We start from the raw sequence: 14899 nt of genomic DNA on the forward strand, positions 1-14899 counted from the left end.
TTTTATGTTTTTATTGTTTCGTTACTCTTACGTGCAAATAATGTAGTAACAAAACCAGATAGAGCATAGATTATTGAAACGGTCAAAATGCCCATTGGAATATTATAAGTGATTGCTGCAAAAATCAGTACTACTGGCAACATAACTACAAAAGGAACTCTTTTACGGTCCATTTGTTTGAAAGAGTAATATTTAATATTGGAGATCATGAGTAATCCCACAACAACCATAAGAACAGCATTAGTGGTTTTAATCGCAATATCACGTAAATCAAAAATGAAAGGATAGTCGCGAGCAACCCACACTAATGAAATAATGATTATGGCAGCCAATGGACTTGCAATTCCGATAAAATAGCGCTTATCAACTACACCAATTTGCACATTAAAACGTGCTAAACGGAAAGCTGCACATGCTGTATAAACAAAACAACATGCCAAGCCAATACGACCCAGATCATGCAAACTCCAGCTATACATAAGCATTGCTGGAGCTACACCAAAAGCCAATAAGTCTGAAAGTGAGTCATATTGCTCGCCAAAAGCACTTTGTGCACCAATAGCTCGAGCAACTCGGCCATCTAAACCATCAAGTAAAGCTGCAATAAAGATGGCATAAATAGCTTGGGTGAAATCCCCATTCATACTCGCAATGATGGAATAGAAACCAGACAACAAAGCGGCTGTCGTAATTAAGTTAGGCCAAAGATAAATTCCTCGGCGCTTCACTTTTTGTCCTTCCGGATTATCTTCTTCTTCAACCACTTCGAATGTAATCCCATCAAATGAATGTTCATTATGAGTTAAATCTTGCTCTGGTTTAGGCGCATTTGTCATTATTTTCTATTCCAAACATGTGCATTGATTTAAGTTAACTGTTATTCACCTACCAACCAGCGAACAGCAGCATGGCCACCAATTTCTTGCATACGTAGATGCGGGAATAACCACTGTAGGGCTTGGTCGGCTTGTTCAGAGAACTGCCAAGGTGGATTAATCACCAATAGACCACAACCATTTAAACCTACAGGGGTATCATCTGGCCATACACAGATTTCACAAACCAATTGACGGCGAATACCTGTTTTGAACATTTTCTTTTCAAAACGCTCAATCATCGCTCGGTCTTTAATTGGATACCAAACTGCAAAAACACCTGTTGGCCATTTTTTATAAGCTTGTTGTAAAAGTTCAACTAATTGCGGAAAGTCTTTACGCTCTAATTCGTAAGGCGGGTCAATCATGACCAAACCACGTTTTTCTTTCGGTGGAATAACGCCGAGCAAGCCTTCGTATGCATCACGCTCATGTAAACCTGCACGTTTATCATAAATGTTATGTCGCAATTGCTCAAAAACATCACGTTGCATTTCAAACACGGTTGCTTTATCAATCTCACGCATACCTTGCAAAGCAAACCATGGTGACCCTGGATAACTACCCTTACCTTCTTCAGAACGTAACTGTTCTACTAACTTCAAATATTGCTGGATTGCTTCAGGTGCCTGACGCTTTTCCATTTCAGATATCTGAACTAGTCGATGAATGCCTGTAAGAAACTCTCCAGATTTTTGTGAAGGTGCCAGAGATAAATTATATTTTCCTGCACCTCCATGCGTATCGATATAACGATAAGGTTTATCTTTAGCATTTAAACGGTTGAGAAGCTGTAGCAAAAGCACATGCTTCATAACATCTGCAAAGTTGCCCGCATGGAAATGGTGACGGTAATTCATGTTGACTTTAATTCCTCAATTCAACAAATAGTTTAACATGAAAAAAATATTCTTTCGTAAGGTTGTGATCATCTAAAATAGAGCAGCTTGATATTTTTACGATCTACTCGAGGTTATATGCTCTCTCACCTGCTTCCGGACTCATGGGATCTGGATCAAATTCTGGATGACTTAAATACGCATGGCTTTGCTATTATTAATCAAGCCTATTCGGATCAATATCGCGCGCAAGTCGCCAAAGAGTGTAGCTATCATATTGATGAATTTAGAGAAGCTGGTATTCAAAATGGTGTGGTGAGCAATATTCGTAGTGACCATATTCTCTGGATTAATGATCAACTCCCTATTGCTCAACAACATATTGAAACCTTAACTTCATTTTCGCAAAGTCTAAATCAAGCATTCTATTTAGGAATTAAAGAAGTTGAAGCTCATTTTGCCCGTTATAATTTGGGTGAGTTTTATGCTTTACACCGAGACAATCCTCAACAAAAAAATGATCGTATTATCTCAACCGTTTATTATTTACATCCAGAATGGCAAGAAGATTGGGGCGGTCAATTACGACTGCAAGATAAAAATGAGAAATGGCATATCGTTAACCCAGAACCCAATCGACTAGTGATATTTCAAAGCAACTTATTGCATGAAGTATTAACTTCAAAGCAACAAAGACTTTCGATTACAGCTTGGCTTCGTAGCGGAAATTCTATCTGGCTTTAAAAGCTACTCTTTAAATTTAGTAAATGAACCCGATATAAATGCTATTGATCAAGAAGGACTAAGGCGTATGTCTATTGAAAGTAAAACGATTGTGAACAGAATTGGTGAGACAGATCAACTTTATTTGACTGAAAATACGCCTGAACTTGCTTTGGAGCGTGCCGATTTACGCTTACAACTTGTCATATTAAGTCATGTTCGCCAAGAGCAGCTTCATTTTTTACAAGAGGCGATTGTTTTACTTGAACAAGCTCGTATGGAATATGAAGAAATGCCATTGAGTCTGTATCTTAATTTATCTTTGCATTTGGCTAAAGCCTATATGCTTTATTTTGAATTAAATAAAGAAAAACGTTTTGCGTTGATTACTCAACAAATTTTGAAGCCATTAGCCCACTATGAACATGCAGATATATATTTCTTCTTGGCTTATGCATCAGCAGCGCGAGAAGAGTCAGCACTAACCAGACATTGGTTAACTAAATATTTATCAACAACCCAATGTGATCTTGAGTTGGTTCACGCACACCCTGTCTTTAATTCGGTTCGCCAAGAATCATGGTATAAAAATTTAGTAAAATCAAAAACGCACTAAATATTTAATTTGAATCGGCCTGTTCTATATCTTATGTAAAACAGGCCTTATTTTTAATTTATCTCTTTACACTATCTTCATGTAGTTGTTCATTCAGCTCATCAATAACCACAATCCATTCATCATCTTTTTCCCAATGACTTTTTAAGAAGTCACTTTGGCCTTTTGACCAAAAAGAAGCTTCATGTAGTTTCTGATCAGCCGGCAATTGATGTGTTTTGATAAAGTTTTCGATACTTGCTTCATCCGAATCTAAACCCAGCTGATCAAATAAAAGTTCTAAAGTAGGTTGCTGCTCAAACATTGTTATTCTCCTATAACTTGTTTTAAATCATCTATTAATTAATCTAACAATAAAACCTTTTTATATGCATGATAATGTTTATATTTTCTTGTTGTTTTTTGTGTTTTGTTTCAAATGATTGAATATAAAAAAGCACTCTAAAAAGAGTGCTTTTTTAACTTATCAAAAAGATAAATTATTTCAACATGTCAGCAATCGCTGCACGTTCTTCTTCAAGCTCATTTAACGTAAAGTTAATACGTTCACGGCTGAATTCATCAATTTCTAAACCTTGAACGATTTTGTATTCGCCGTTCTCAGTTGTTACAGGGAAACCGAACATAACGCCTTCTGGAATACCATAAGAACCATCAGATGGAATACCCATAGTTACCCATTTGCCGTTTGTACCAAGTGCCCAGTCGCGCATATGGTCAATTGCAGCGTTAGCAGCAGAAGCAGCAGAAGACAAACCACGTGCTTCGATAATCGCAGCACCACGTTTACCAACAGTTGGAAGGAACACATCTTTGTTCCATGCCGCATCGTTGATTTTGTCTTTTAAGCTTTCGCCATTTGCAGTTGCAAAACGGTAGTCAGCATACATTGTTGGAGAGTGGTTGCCCCAAACTGTTAAGTGTTCGATATCAGCAACTGCAACACCAGCTTTTTGAGCAACTTGAGTCAACGCACGGTTGTGGTCAAGACGCAACATAGCAGTAAAGTTTTTCGCTGGAAGGTCTGGAGCAGAGTTCATAGCGATGTAAGCGTTAGTGTTTGCAGGGTTACCTACAACTAATACTTTAACGTTACGACTAGCAACTTCGTTTAATGCTTGACCTTGACCGATGAAAATTTCACCGTTAACTTTTAACAAGTCAGCACGTTCCATACCAGGACCACGTGGACGAGAACCTACCAATAAAGCGTAGTCAGCATCTTTAAATGCAACTTTCGGATCATCAGTCCCGATCATGCCAGCCAATAAAGGGAAAGCACAGTCATCAAGTTCCATCATTACGCCTTTAAGCGCTTGTTGAGCTTTTTCAACTGGAACTTCAAGCAATTGTAAAATAACAGGTTGATCTTTACCTAACATTTCACCGCTTGCGATACGGAATAATAAGCTGTAACCAATTTGACCTGCAGCGCCAGTCACGGCAACACGAACGGGTTGCTTCATGTAATTGTCTCCAATGAATGTCCTTAATCTAGCTAAATAGGAATTCCATCTAACTAAATCATCATAAACGGCAAAGATTGTACTCTAAAGATGTGGCAGATGCATGTAAAAGCGACTCATTTTCACCAAAAGTCTGATAGAAAATACAAATTAATATTTACAAAAAGATTCAATGCATGGTCAGCATTTTTTTACGAAATGATCGCCATCTTTAGTAACTACCTTTAATCGTGATTTCACCTGGGCAATTCGATACCACATGATTTGCACATTGTTTATATTGGCCTTTTACCGTGTAACACACCTTCACTTCAGTTAAAACAACATCTGAACGCGATAACTGACAACTTAAACGAATACCATTTTGAGGCAAGGTCGGATTAAGACGAGTAAATTGCTGTTTTAAAGCTGACTGTTGAATTTCAACATTCGTCGAACTTGTGAGGCTAGCTGGAATTTTTAGACGTTCAGCAAAGTTAATGACTGTCCGGAAATATTGACTTGCATTCATAGGAACGCACCCCCCTACACTTTTCCAAAGCTGCACACGGGCATTGTTGTCAGGCATGACCCGAGCTACGACTTTAGATTGTAATGGAGAGAGAGCGGCCGAACTTTCTGTTGAACAATCTGTTTGATTTGTTTCTGGCATGAGGCCCGTAATTGTCAAAGAATATCCTTCAAGACATTTACGCTGTTTTTGTTTAGAGGGATCTAACGCACATGCGGCAGGTGTCATTTGTACATGCATAACATACCCCTGTAAGTTAACAGGTTCGGCATGCAAAACGGAACTCATCAATCCCCCCCCTGCACAGATAAGCCACCATGCAAGTTGCAAAATTGAACGAAGTTCCAAATATCTATATTTCATTTAATTAAAACTTGAATATGCCAATTAAAAGAAGATCCATCATCAACCACCTAAACTTAAGGCGATGTACGCATTGGAATGACTTTCATACGTTGTGATAATGATTGAGCCCCTTGCCCCAATATTACACCGTAATGTGTTGCATTAGTCATGACATGCTTGACATAGTCTCTAGTCTCTAACAATGGAATTGTCTCTGTATATTGGTCAGCCGAAATTGATTGAAAGTCCGGTTGCCAACGTCTTGCCCGATTAGGCCCAGCATTATAACCTGCCGTTGCCAAAACTGGATTATTGCTTAATTGCCCCTGAATCATCGACAAATAAAATGTACCATACCGAATATTGGTATTCATTTCATTTAATGCCGCTGGATTATAGGTTTCGCCCATTTGACGTGCAATCAACTTCGCCGTATCAGGCATAATTTGCATAAGTCCACCCGCTCCAACGTGAGAGCGCGCAGAGGTAACAAATCGGCTTTCTTGTCGCATTAAACCATAAGCCCACGCTGGATCAATTCCTGCATTGTAACTATGACTTACGACATTAGTCTTATGGGGTGTCACATAGCGATACGTATCATTATGTTTATTTGTTGTACGATCTGCTGCATAAATTGCACGATCATACCACCCCATATCATGGGCACGCTTTGCCGCAGCTAACAACACACCATCGTCATGTTGAAGATAAGCTTGTCGAACTGCCCAGTTCCATTCTCGGTTAGTATAAGTCGGATTTGCATTAATACGTCTTAAAGTAAAAGCACGATTAAAGTGAATATTCTGATCTAAACGTCTTAAGTCACTTGCTGTTGGCTGGTCATCATAGGGTTGATGATTATAACGTTCACCCAAACGATCTTTTGCTAAAAGGTTGTGATAGTCATCACCACTTTCAGCCAATTTTTTATAAATACGTTGCGCAGTATTTTTTGAATTACTGTCATTGCGCTGCTCTGTTGCACGAGCAAGCCAATATTGCCAGCGGTCTTCTTGTTTTTGTGTCACGCTCATAGCATCAATGGCACGAATTAAACTTTCCCACGCACCAAATCGAATTGCCTGACGCGCATAAATTTCAGCTTCTTCAGAACTTAGAGGATAACCATAACTTGCATCAAAATATTGAAGAACTTCACGATTGAAATTATTTTTCATTACCGTGGTGCCACCAATATAAGCCACCGTTCGATATAAATACTTTTGTATATTCTCTGGTGTACCTTGAGCGACACGTTGGACATTCGAAAAAGCGTTGCTTAAGTCATTATTAGCCAAACGACCTAATGCAAAAATCAAATACGCATAATCTGTATCATTTGTTTTAGGCGCACTCCACAAATAATTGAGTGGGTTAGCCTGAATTTGATTAAGCTGAGCCAACGACAAATTCATTCCCAAAGTCTGTGCGGTAGCAAGGGCCTGCCCTGTTAAACCAGAACGTAACTGCACCCAAAGACGTTGTTGTTTATCTTGCTGACTCATTAATGGGCTAGATAACATCAAGCGTCCTAGACCCACACAAGATTCAGGTTGCGATTCGGTGGCTAACCATACATCTTTGTATTCAGCAAAAACTAATGCATCACCGGTTTTCGCTCTCACCTGTGCCAATGCGCAATTTTCGGCCTGATCAGGATTAGTTACATAAGGTAGTAAAGGTTGTGCAGATGCGAAGTCAGCTTGTTTAACTTTTTCTTCAACATAATCGGCGGCTAATTTCTCAGCCATTGCTGATTGAGGATAACGTTGAGCAAAACTTACAATCGAGGCTGAAGGTTGAAAGCCTAGATTGGTATTAAGTTTCCAATATTCCGGATAGTATCCCAATACATCATTTTGCATAGCAAGCTGATATTGGTCTAATAATGCTGTATTGCCACTATTTGCAGCATTTAATGCGTCATTAAACTGCTCTTCAGCAGCATAGGTAAATGAACAACCAAGTAAACACATAGCTCCTAACCAGCTACGATGCATATATTTATTTTTCATTACACGACTATGGATTGATGAGCTCTTTCTACTTGGTCTCATAAATGTGTTAAACCCTGACTATTCACCTTCAGAGCATAGTTTAATTAGTCTTCGTGCTTTCTTTTGTTGTGTTATGTAACTCTCTGATTCAACATCATTAAAATTTACATAATTTACTTCAAAAAAACCGTGTCATGTTCTGAAGGTTTACTGTTATCGGTTCGGTCCAAATACTGCTATAATGAATGGTTTGACCCATTTTGGGCAAATTTATTCTTTTTTAGATCGATCTGTTAGGAGCCTGCATGACGGTTCAAACCTTCATTCCCAATGGTGCCAAAGCTGCCTCAGAAAACACTGTTACCCAGCCAACGCACACCACTGATGTTTCAATAAAAAAACTTTATATTGAAACTCAAGGGTGTCAGATGAATGAGTATGACAGTCACCGTATGGCAGACCTTTTAGGGGACTCTCACGGTTACATTTTAACGAGCAACCCTAGCGAAGCAGACATCCTGCTCATGAATACGTGCTCTATCCGTGAAAAAGCACAGGAAAAAGTATTTAGTGAATTAGGGCGCTGGCGCAAATTAAAAGACAAAAATCCTGATCTTGTGATTGGTGTTGGTGGGTGTGTTGCCTCTCAAGAAGGTGACAACATTCAAAAACGTGCACCTTATGTGGACATGATTTTTGGCCCTCAAACATTACACCGTTTACCGCAAATGCTTGATCAACATAATGCTCAAGTAGAAAAACCTAAAAAAGATAAAATCAAACTGGTTGATATTTCTTTCCCAGATATTGAAAAGTTCGACTTTTTACCTGAACCACGTGTAGAAGGCTTTAAAGCCTTTGTTTCTATTATGGAAGGCTGTTCTAAATACTGTTCTTTCTGTGTAGTTCCCTATACACGCGGTGAAGAAGTTTCTCGACCATTAGACGATGTACTTGCAGAAATTGCAGGGCTTGCTGAAAAAGGTGTCCGTGAAATTTCACTTCTTGGACAAAATGTAAATGGTTACCGCGGTGAAACCTTTGAAGGTGGCATCTGTACTTTCCCTGAATTGTTACGACTCGTTGCAGAAATTCCGGGTATTGGACGCTTACGCTACACGACATCGCACCCACTTGAGTTCTCTGATGAGCTTATTCAGTGTTATGAAGATTTACCTCAAATGGTGTCACATTTACACTTGCCAGTACAAAGTGGTTCGAATGATGTTTTAAAAGCAATGAAGCGAAATCACACGATTGATGTCTATATTGATAAAATTGCGAAGCTACGCAAAATTCGTCCAGATATGCATTTATCAAGTGACTTTATTATTGGCTTTCCTGGTGAAACCGATGAAAATTTCGCAGAAACATTGCAATTTATCAAAGATTTAGACTTCGACCATTCGTATAGTTTTGTTTATTCAAAACGCCCAGGTACGCCTGCCTCAGACTTGCCAGACACCACACCTGAGCAAGTTAAAAAAGAACGTTTAGCTCAAGTTCAAAAAGTAATTAAGCAATCTAGTATTGAAAAAACAGATGCCATGTTAGGTAAAATTGAACGTGTACTTATTGAAAAAGTATCTGATCAAGACCCTAATATTTTAATTGGTACTGCTGACAATACACGTCTGGTCACTTTCGTTGGTGATGCGACTTGGGTTGGTCGTTTTGCAGAGATCGAGATTACTGAAATTAAAACTTTAAATTTTGTTTACGGTGAGCTCTTGAATCTTGAACCTGACGTGGCGTAATGTAGAGGTATTCTAAAGTCTACTGAAAGGTTTTCTCTTGACTGCAGCGATTCGACGTACCGTAACATTTCCTGAAATTTCAATGGAACGTTTAAAGAGCATTCTGGGTGCCTATAATGGGCACCTGAAGCAAATTGAACAGCGTTTAGATGTCAAAATTACTCATCGTGGAGATGTTTTTCACATAGATGGTGAAATTGATGCTGTTGGGAGAGCCGAAGCATTATTGCAACGACTCTACGAAGAGTCTGAGCTATCCCAGCAAATCAGTGCCGATCTATTACACCTCCTCATTCAATCTTCACAAACTGAACGCAATTTCGAGTTGGTCGGTGACGAAATGGATGAACATGATGCGCCGCTCGATGTCTATTTCCAGACACGAAAAGGCCGCATTAATCCACGTGGTGCCAATCAAAAACGTTATGTACAACGTATTTTACAAAGTGATATTTCTTTTGGTGTAGGCCCTGCTGGTACAGGTAAAACCTATTTAGCAGTTGCCGCCGCCGTAGATATGCTAGAACGTAACGAAATCCAGCGGATTTTACTTGTACGTCCTGCTGTAGAAGCTGGAGAAAAGCTGGGTTTCTTACCTGGTGATTTAACCCAGAAAATTGACCCATATCTACGCCCTCTTTACGATGCCCTTTACGAAATGCTTGGCTTTGAAAAAGTTGCCAAGTTAATTGAGCGTCAAGTAATTGAAGTTGCGCCTCTTGCATATATGCGTGGTCGCACACTTAACCATTCATTTGTAATTTTGGATGAAGCTCAAAACACAACACCTGAACAAATGAAAATGTTCTTGACCCGTTTAGGTTTCGGCTCTCGTGCGGTAATTACAGGTGACATTACTCAAGTCGATTTACCTAAAGGTCAACAATCTGGTCTGGCACACGCACTTCGTGTACTTGAAAATATTACCGAAATTCATATTACCCGTTTCCATTCTCGCGATGTTGTACGTCATCAACTGGTTCAAAAAATTGTTGAAGCGTATGAAGGTTGGGATGGAGAACAACATCGTCTTAATGCTGAAGCTCGTGCTGAACGCAAAGCACGTCAAGAAGCGTTAATGACTGAAAACGATACAGCAGCAGACTTGCAACATCAGGATGCTTAAGGATTCATTTTGAAAATCAGTTTAAGTTTACAACAAGACCTTCAATTACCTGAGTTAGAGCTCAAACGAGCTCAACTCAAAAAAATTATTGAGACAACTTTACGCCACGTTGGTTATAAAGAAGATTGTGAAATTGGCGTTGCTTGTGTCGATTTAGCAGAAAGCCAACAACTTAATCTGCAATATCGAGAGAAAGATAAACCAACCAATGTTTTATCTTTTCCAAGTGATATTCCTGAAGAAGTTTTACCAATGCTCGATGCCTTTCCTCTGGGTGACTTAGTCATTTGTATTCCAGTTGTATTGCAAGAAGCGGTTGAACAAAAGAAAACAGCTCATGAACACTTTGCACATTTATTAGTGCATGGTGTTTTGCATTTACTCGGTTATGACCACGAAACTAGTGACGAAGAAGCTGAAGAAATGGAAGGGCTTGAAGTTGAAATTCTAGCAAAACTGAATATAGACAATCCCTACCAAGAACAGATCTAATCATTATTGATAGATGAAAAACATAGTCTGCCTTCAGGTGAGATGTTGTTTAATGAACTAAAATCAATGTGGATAAGCCAAAACTTATCCACATTTTTTATTAATGCACTTCAAATTCTGCTTGAGCGGGATCGAAACGCCAAGTACGTACAATACGCAATTCAGAAATATCTTTCATATTGGTATCAAAATGTCCAAATGGTGCGCCGCGACGTACTGAAGACTTTGCAGCTTCATCCAATACCGAATGCCCTGAGCTCTCCAGCAACCGAATTGCACGAATCCCTCCTTGTGCATTTAAAATAACCATTAAACGAACTTCGCCTTTCAACTGTTGCAGTTTGGCTTCTTCTGGATAATAGCGATTACCATACAACTCCACTTTCTCACGGAACTTATCTAAATAAGCAGCCGAGGCATCTTTTTTCGCCTGAATACCATCTACTGTTTTTATTTTTTGTTGGCGGCTAAAATCCTGTTGGCGTTGTAAATACTGTGCTTCGAGACTTGCAACCATCGCAGCTTTTGCCTGAAATTGACTTTGTAATTGTTCTAATTCTTTTTTCCTTTGACTGGCGTCAGCTTGTTTTTGCCAACTCAAAACAGTCATTAAGACTTTTTCTTCAAATTTAAGCTCTCTTTGTTGCTGAACCTTTTGCAAAGTTTCTAACTGTGCATCTCCAGTTGAAGCATCATTAGGCATAGGATTTGGAGTATCACTAGAGGTACGGTGGGCTTCTCGAAATGCACCAGAACCTTGCTGGTCTGCTTGCGCCAAAAAGTCTGCCTGCTGAACTGGCTCATTGCTTGATCGAATAGAAATTGCAATTTCTTTAGTAGATTGCTCTGATGGGCTAGGCATCGCAAAGTGAATGAGCAACACAAAAATATGCAGTAAGACTGCCAATATTGTCGCAACAATAAAGACTCGGTCTTGCCACCAATGATAAAAAGGCTCTATCGATAGACTTCTTTTGTTCAACATAATTTTAAAAGCATATAAATGCCTTATCCCCACGGTTTAATACCGAATAAAATATAAACTGATATTCAAATCTGGATAAAAATGTGATTCACTTCAAATACAGAGTTTTATCCATTTTCATTTTGTCAAAATGTATCAATTAAATTTGTTACACTGCAATATCAAAACTCGTTTTTTATCATAATAAAGATTGTGTTGGTTCTTAAGTAAATTATCTTCTGGAAGTTCTTTTATGCAAACGCTATTTTCCTCATTAGTCAGACGCCTTCAAAAAGTCTACCAAAAAGCTGAAGCATTCATTGAAGAAGAAAGAGATTTTACGTTATCACAAACCTTTCTGAATGCGACTTTACAACGTTATGTCACCAATAATGTTGCGTTTTTAGATGACCTCCATGCTGATCTTTATCATGACTGGTTAAGATTATATGCAACCATGCATGTAAAAGGCCTAGAGACGACATTATCAGTTGATTTAAAACTGATTCAGATGGAATTTAATAAAGAACAACAGCTTTTAGTTTTTGAGCAAATTAGCAATACACAAATTATTGAAGCGAAATATAAAAACTTTTGGCAAAAAATTGCCGTAAAAGCTGCAGTTTTTTACTACCATAAAATCTTGAAAAAAGATCCCTTGGGAATGATTCTTGAACGTTTTAATGTAGCAGAAGAACGTGATGAACTCATATTTCTTGACCTCAACCGCTGGTTTGGAAAAAAAGCCAGCATCATCGAGACACTAGGTAAAGTACATGTAAATTACGCACGAGTTCGTGAAGCTGAGTTAGTCGTATTTGGAAATGTTAATTTAGCAGCTCTGCTTTATCGTGATCAGGACGATGATTATGAAGATGAATTAGAAGATTCTGAAATCACGCCAATCCAGCAAAAAGATGTATAAAGCTGTGATGAATAAAAATGAATTAACTGCCAAAAAACACAAATAGATTACACATTTAGCATAAATCCTGATTTTTTCTCCATGATCAACAGGCATAATATGTTTAAGTTATAGATGCATCAGCACTGACTTTTCAGTCTGTACAAGGATATTTACTTATGGCAACAAAATTTCTGAAATCGTTTGGCATCGCAACAGGTATTTCAACAACTTTGCTTTTGGCAGGTTTCTCAAGCCATGCACTTGCCATGAGCCCATTTCAGGCAAATTATCAGTTTACTTATAATAATAAAGGTATGGGTTCGGCGACACGTGCCTTAAGCCAACAAGGTAATAATTGGACTTATAATTTCACTGCAAAAGCAGGTGGAATCGCTTCTGCAAGCGAAACAAGTAAATTTAGTTTTGCTAATGGTAAAATTGGATCTCAAAGTTTTAGCCGTACCAGCAAAATTTTGATTCATAACAACACTATGAATATTAACTTCAATCCAAACAGCAAAACTATTTCTACCAAGAAAGATGATAAAGCTCGTTCATTTGCTTGGCAGGCCGGTGTACTTGACGAATTAAATGCAGAATTACAAGTTCGTGAAGATTTAAAAAATGGTTCACTTAAAACTTCATACCCTCTTGCCGATGCAAAAGAAGTTGAAAATCGTCGTTTTGTAAAACAAGGCAATGAAAAAATTAAAACCTCTTATGGCACCTTTGATACCGTAAAAGTTGTTTTAGAACATGGTAAACCAGACCGTAATACTATTTTCTGGTTAGCACCTAAATTGGACTATTTACCAGTTAAAGTTAGCCATGTTGATGGTAAAACTTCTTATGGCCTGTTATTAACAAGTTATACGGGTAAAACGAATTAAAGCTTGCATTTTTTCGGATGCTTTTTAAAATACGCATTTGCTTTAAAAGCATCCGTCTAGAGGATTCTCCCGTGCACGCACTAGAACAGAAAATCTTAACAGAAGGTATCGTTCTATCTGATCAAGTCTTGAAAGTCGACGCTTTCTTAAACCACCAAATTGATCCTGTACTCATGCAGCAGATTGGTAAAGAATTTGCCGCTCGCTTTAAAGATGCAGGGATTACCAAGATTATTACCATTGAAGCATCAGGTATTGCACCTGCAATCATGGCAGGTTTAGAACTTGGTGTACCTGTAATTTTCGCTCGTAAATATCAGTCATTGACGTTAAAAGATGACTTATATCGCTCTAAAGTATTTAGTTTTACTAAACAAACTGAAAGCACAATTGCGATTTCAAACAAACACCTTCATTCAACTGATAAAGCATTAGTTATTGATGACTTCTTGGCGAATGGTCAAGCAGCATTAGGACTAATTGATTTAATTCACCAAGCCAATGCAGAAGTTGTTGGTGTAGGTATTGTGATTGAAAAATCATTCCAATCAGGTCGTGATTTATTGCTTGAAAAAGGCTACCGAGTTGAGTCATTAGCACGTGTTCTTTCTCTTACAGATGGTAAAGTTACCTTTGTAAAAGAATAAATTGTGCAAATGAAAAAGAGCGGATATCCGCTCTTTTTTTTATTTGTTTTTAAAGTACCCCTGAAAGCTTCTTAACAACCTCACCTAGACGCTTACCTTGTGCTTCACACAAAATCTTTTCATCCTGACTTAAGTTCTGGTCATGGCGGGGGCCGCTTACATGAGTTGCCCCATACGGTGTTCCACCTGTTTTAGTATTAGATAAAGCCGGAATTGCATTTGGTAATCCCAAAATCATCATCCCGTGATGAAATAACGGCGGCAGCATCGTGAGTAACGTGCTCTCCTGCCCACCATGCATCGATCCAGAAGAAGTAAAAACACAAGCAGGTTTATTATGTAATGCTCCATTGAGCCAAAGACTAGTCGTTTGGTCCCAAAAATATTTCATTTCACTTGCCATATTGCCGAAGCGAGTTGGGGAGCCTAATGCCAGACCTGCACAATTCGCTAGATCATCTAACGTACAGTAGATATCACCTTCTGCCGGAATGCTTGGCTCAGCTATCGTGACCACTGGAGCAATATTTGGCACTGTCCGAATTTTCACTGACATACCCGCAGACTCAACACCATTGGCAATTAAATGTGCCATTTCTTTTGTAGAGCCATATTTACTGTAATAGAGTACAAGAATGTAAGGTTGCATCGGTTTCATAAATTTTGTTAAAAAGAACACTATACGGTATTTTTTATTTTTTTGGCGAAACCAATCTTATGAAATTCTAGAGGTGATTGATT

At 38.5% G+C, this 14899-nt stretch carries 16 protein-coding genes; 8 read left to right on the top strand and 8 right to left on the bottom strand.

Going from position 1 to position 14899, the window contains the following annotated elements; all coding sequences use genetic code 11:
* Nucleotides 1-2: 2 nt before the first annotated feature.
* Together pssA and ACPF64_RS01680 are read right to left on the bottom strand one after the other, a co-directional pair.
* A complete protein-coding gene (pssA, locus tag ACPF64_RS01675; protein WP_426455366.1) occupies nucleotides 3-836 on the bottom strand; it encodes a CDP-diacylglycerol--serine O-phosphatidyltransferase in 834 nt (277 codons plus the stop codon).
* A 41-nt stretch (nucleotides 837-877) separates the two neighbouring features.
* Nucleotides 878-1735 carry a 23S rRNA (adenine(2030)-N(6))-methyltransferase RlmJ gene (locus ACPF64_RS01680; RefSeq protein ID WP_003653584.1) on the bottom strand — a complete coding sequence of 286 codons (858 nt, stop codon included), beginning with the start codon at nucleotides 1733-1735 and terminating at the stop codon, nucleotides 878-880.
* A 117-nt stretch (nucleotides 1736-1852) separates the two neighbouring features.
* On the opposite strand from ACPF64_RS01680, the gene ACPF64_RS01685 reads away from it, so the two are divergent.
* A complete protein-coding gene (locus ACPF64_RS01685) occupies nucleotides 1853-2458 on the top strand; it encodes a 2OG-Fe(II) oxygenase (protein WP_198079355.1) in 606 nt (201 codons plus the stop codon).
* Nucleotides 2459-2525: 67 nt separating this feature from the next.
* Complete coding sequence (locus ACPF64_RS01690) at nucleotides 2526-3053, top strand: hypothetical protein (protein WP_426455369.1); 528 nt, start codon at nucleotides 2526-2528, stop codon at nucleotides 3051-3053.
* 58 nt (nucleotides 3054-3111) lie between these two features.
* Here ACPF64_RS01690 and ACPF64_RS01695 read toward each other — a convergent pair whose 3' ends face one another.
* The 4 genes from ACPF64_RS01695 to ACPF64_RS01710 all read right to left on the bottom strand — a co-directional run bounded on the left by ACPF64_RS01695 (nucleotide 3112) and on the right by ACPF64_RS01710 (nucleotide 7393).
* Nucleotides 3112-3357: a DUF2789 family protein gene (locus ACPF64_RS01695; RefSeq protein WP_003653589.1), complete on the bottom strand. Its 246-nt coding sequence runs from the start codon at nucleotides 3355-3357 to the stop codon at nucleotides 3112-3114.
* A 175-nt stretch (nucleotides 3358-3532) separates the two neighbouring features.
* Entirely contained in the window at nucleotides 3533-4519 is a 987-nt protein-coding gene (locus tag ACPF64_RS01700) for a malate dehydrogenase (RefSeq protein WP_281836283.1), read from the bottom strand.
* 211 nt (nucleotides 4520-4730) lie between these two features.
* Nucleotides 4731-5393 (bottom strand): ribonuclease T2 family protein, encoded by a 663-nt coding sequence (locus ACPF64_RS01705; RefSeq protein WP_426455372.1) that lies wholly within the window; start codon nucleotides 5391-5393, stop codon nucleotides 4731-4733.
* Nucleotides 5394-5449: 56 nt separating this feature from the next.
* On the bottom strand, nucleotides 5450-7393 hold the full coding sequence (locus ACPF64_RS01710; RefSeq protein WP_426455374.1) for a transglycosylase SLT domain-containing protein: 1944 nt from the start codon (nucleotides 7391-7393) through the stop codon (nucleotides 5450-5452).
* Between the two features lie 287 nt (nucleotides 7394-7680).
* Here ACPF64_RS01710 and miaB point away from each other — a divergent pair, with 287 nt between their 5' ends.
* The 3 genes from miaB to ybeY are packed head-to-tail and all read left to right on the top strand — an operon-like array spanning nucleotide 7681 to nucleotide 10750.
* Nucleotides 7681-9132 carry a tRNA (N6-isopentenyl adenosine(37)-C2)-methylthiotransferase MiaB gene (gene miaB / locus ACPF64_RS01715; RefSeq protein ID WP_133747487.1) on the top strand — a complete coding sequence of 484 codons (1452 nt, stop codon included), beginning with the start codon at nucleotides 7681-7683 and terminating at the stop codon, nucleotides 9130-9132.
* Nucleotides 9133-9169: 37 nt separating this feature from the next.
* A complete protein-coding gene (locus tag ACPF64_RS01720; RefSeq protein WP_017388325.1) occupies nucleotides 9170-10258 on the top strand; it encodes a PhoH family protein in 1089 nt (362 codons plus the stop codon).
* A 9-nt stretch (nucleotides 10259-10267) separates the two neighbouring features.
* Nucleotides 10268-10750 carry an rRNA maturation RNase YbeY gene (ybeY, locus tag ACPF64_RS01725; protein WP_426455377.1) on the top strand — a complete coding sequence of 161 codons (483 nt, stop codon included), beginning with the start codon at nucleotides 10268-10270 and terminating at the stop codon, nucleotides 10748-10750.
* A gap of 100 nt (nucleotides 10751-10850) precedes the next feature.
* On the opposite strand, the gene ACPF64_RS01730 is transcribed toward ybeY, so the two are convergent.
* A complete protein-coding gene (locus ACPF64_RS01730) occupies nucleotides 10851-11735 on the bottom strand; it encodes an energy transducer TonB (protein ID WP_426455379.1) in 885 nt (294 codons plus the stop codon).
* Between the two features lie 232 nt (nucleotides 11736-11967).
* Between ACPF64_RS01730 and ACPF64_RS01735 the strand changes: the two genes are divergently transcribed.
* The 3 genes from ACPF64_RS01735 to ACPF64_RS01745 all read left to right on the top strand — a co-directional run bounded on the left by ACPF64_RS01735 (nucleotide 11968) and on the right by ACPF64_RS01745 (nucleotide 14158).
* Nucleotides 11968-12639 carry a hypothetical protein gene (locus ACPF64_RS01735; protein WP_426455381.1) on the top strand — a complete coding sequence of 224 codons (672 nt, stop codon included), beginning with the start codon at nucleotides 11968-11970 and terminating at the stop codon, nucleotides 12637-12639.
* Nucleotides 12640-12797: 158 nt separating this feature from the next.
* Nucleotides 12798-13511 carry a DUF3108 domain-containing protein gene (locus ACPF64_RS01740; protein WP_151744409.1) on the top strand — a complete coding sequence of 238 codons (714 nt, stop codon included), beginning with the start codon at nucleotides 12798-12800 and terminating at the stop codon, nucleotides 13509-13511.
* Between the two features lie 71 nt (nucleotides 13512-13582).
* On the top strand, nucleotides 13583-14158 hold the full coding sequence (locus ACPF64_RS01745; RefSeq protein ID WP_004639480.1) for a xanthine phosphoribosyltransferase: 576 nt from the start codon (nucleotides 13583-13585) through the stop codon (nucleotides 14156-14158).
* A gap of 49 nt (nucleotides 14159-14207) precedes the next feature.
* Here ACPF64_RS01745 and wrbA read toward each other — a convergent pair whose 3' ends face one another.
* The gene (wrbA, locus tag ACPF64_RS01750; RefSeq protein WP_005038513.1) at nucleotides 14208-14816 is read right to left on the bottom strand and encodes an NAD(P)H:quinone oxidoreductase; all 609 of its coding nucleotides are present in this window, start codon (nucleotides 14814-14816) and stop codon (nucleotides 14208-14210) included.
* Nucleotides 14817-14899 lie beyond the last annotated feature (83 nt).

Origin of the sequence: Acinetobacter sp. KB005, assembly GCF_049949095.1 — a bacterium.
Classification (GTDB): domain Bacteria; phylum Pseudomonadota; class Gammaproteobacteria; order Pseudomonadales; family Moraxellaceae; genus Acinetobacter; species Acinetobacter calcoaceticus.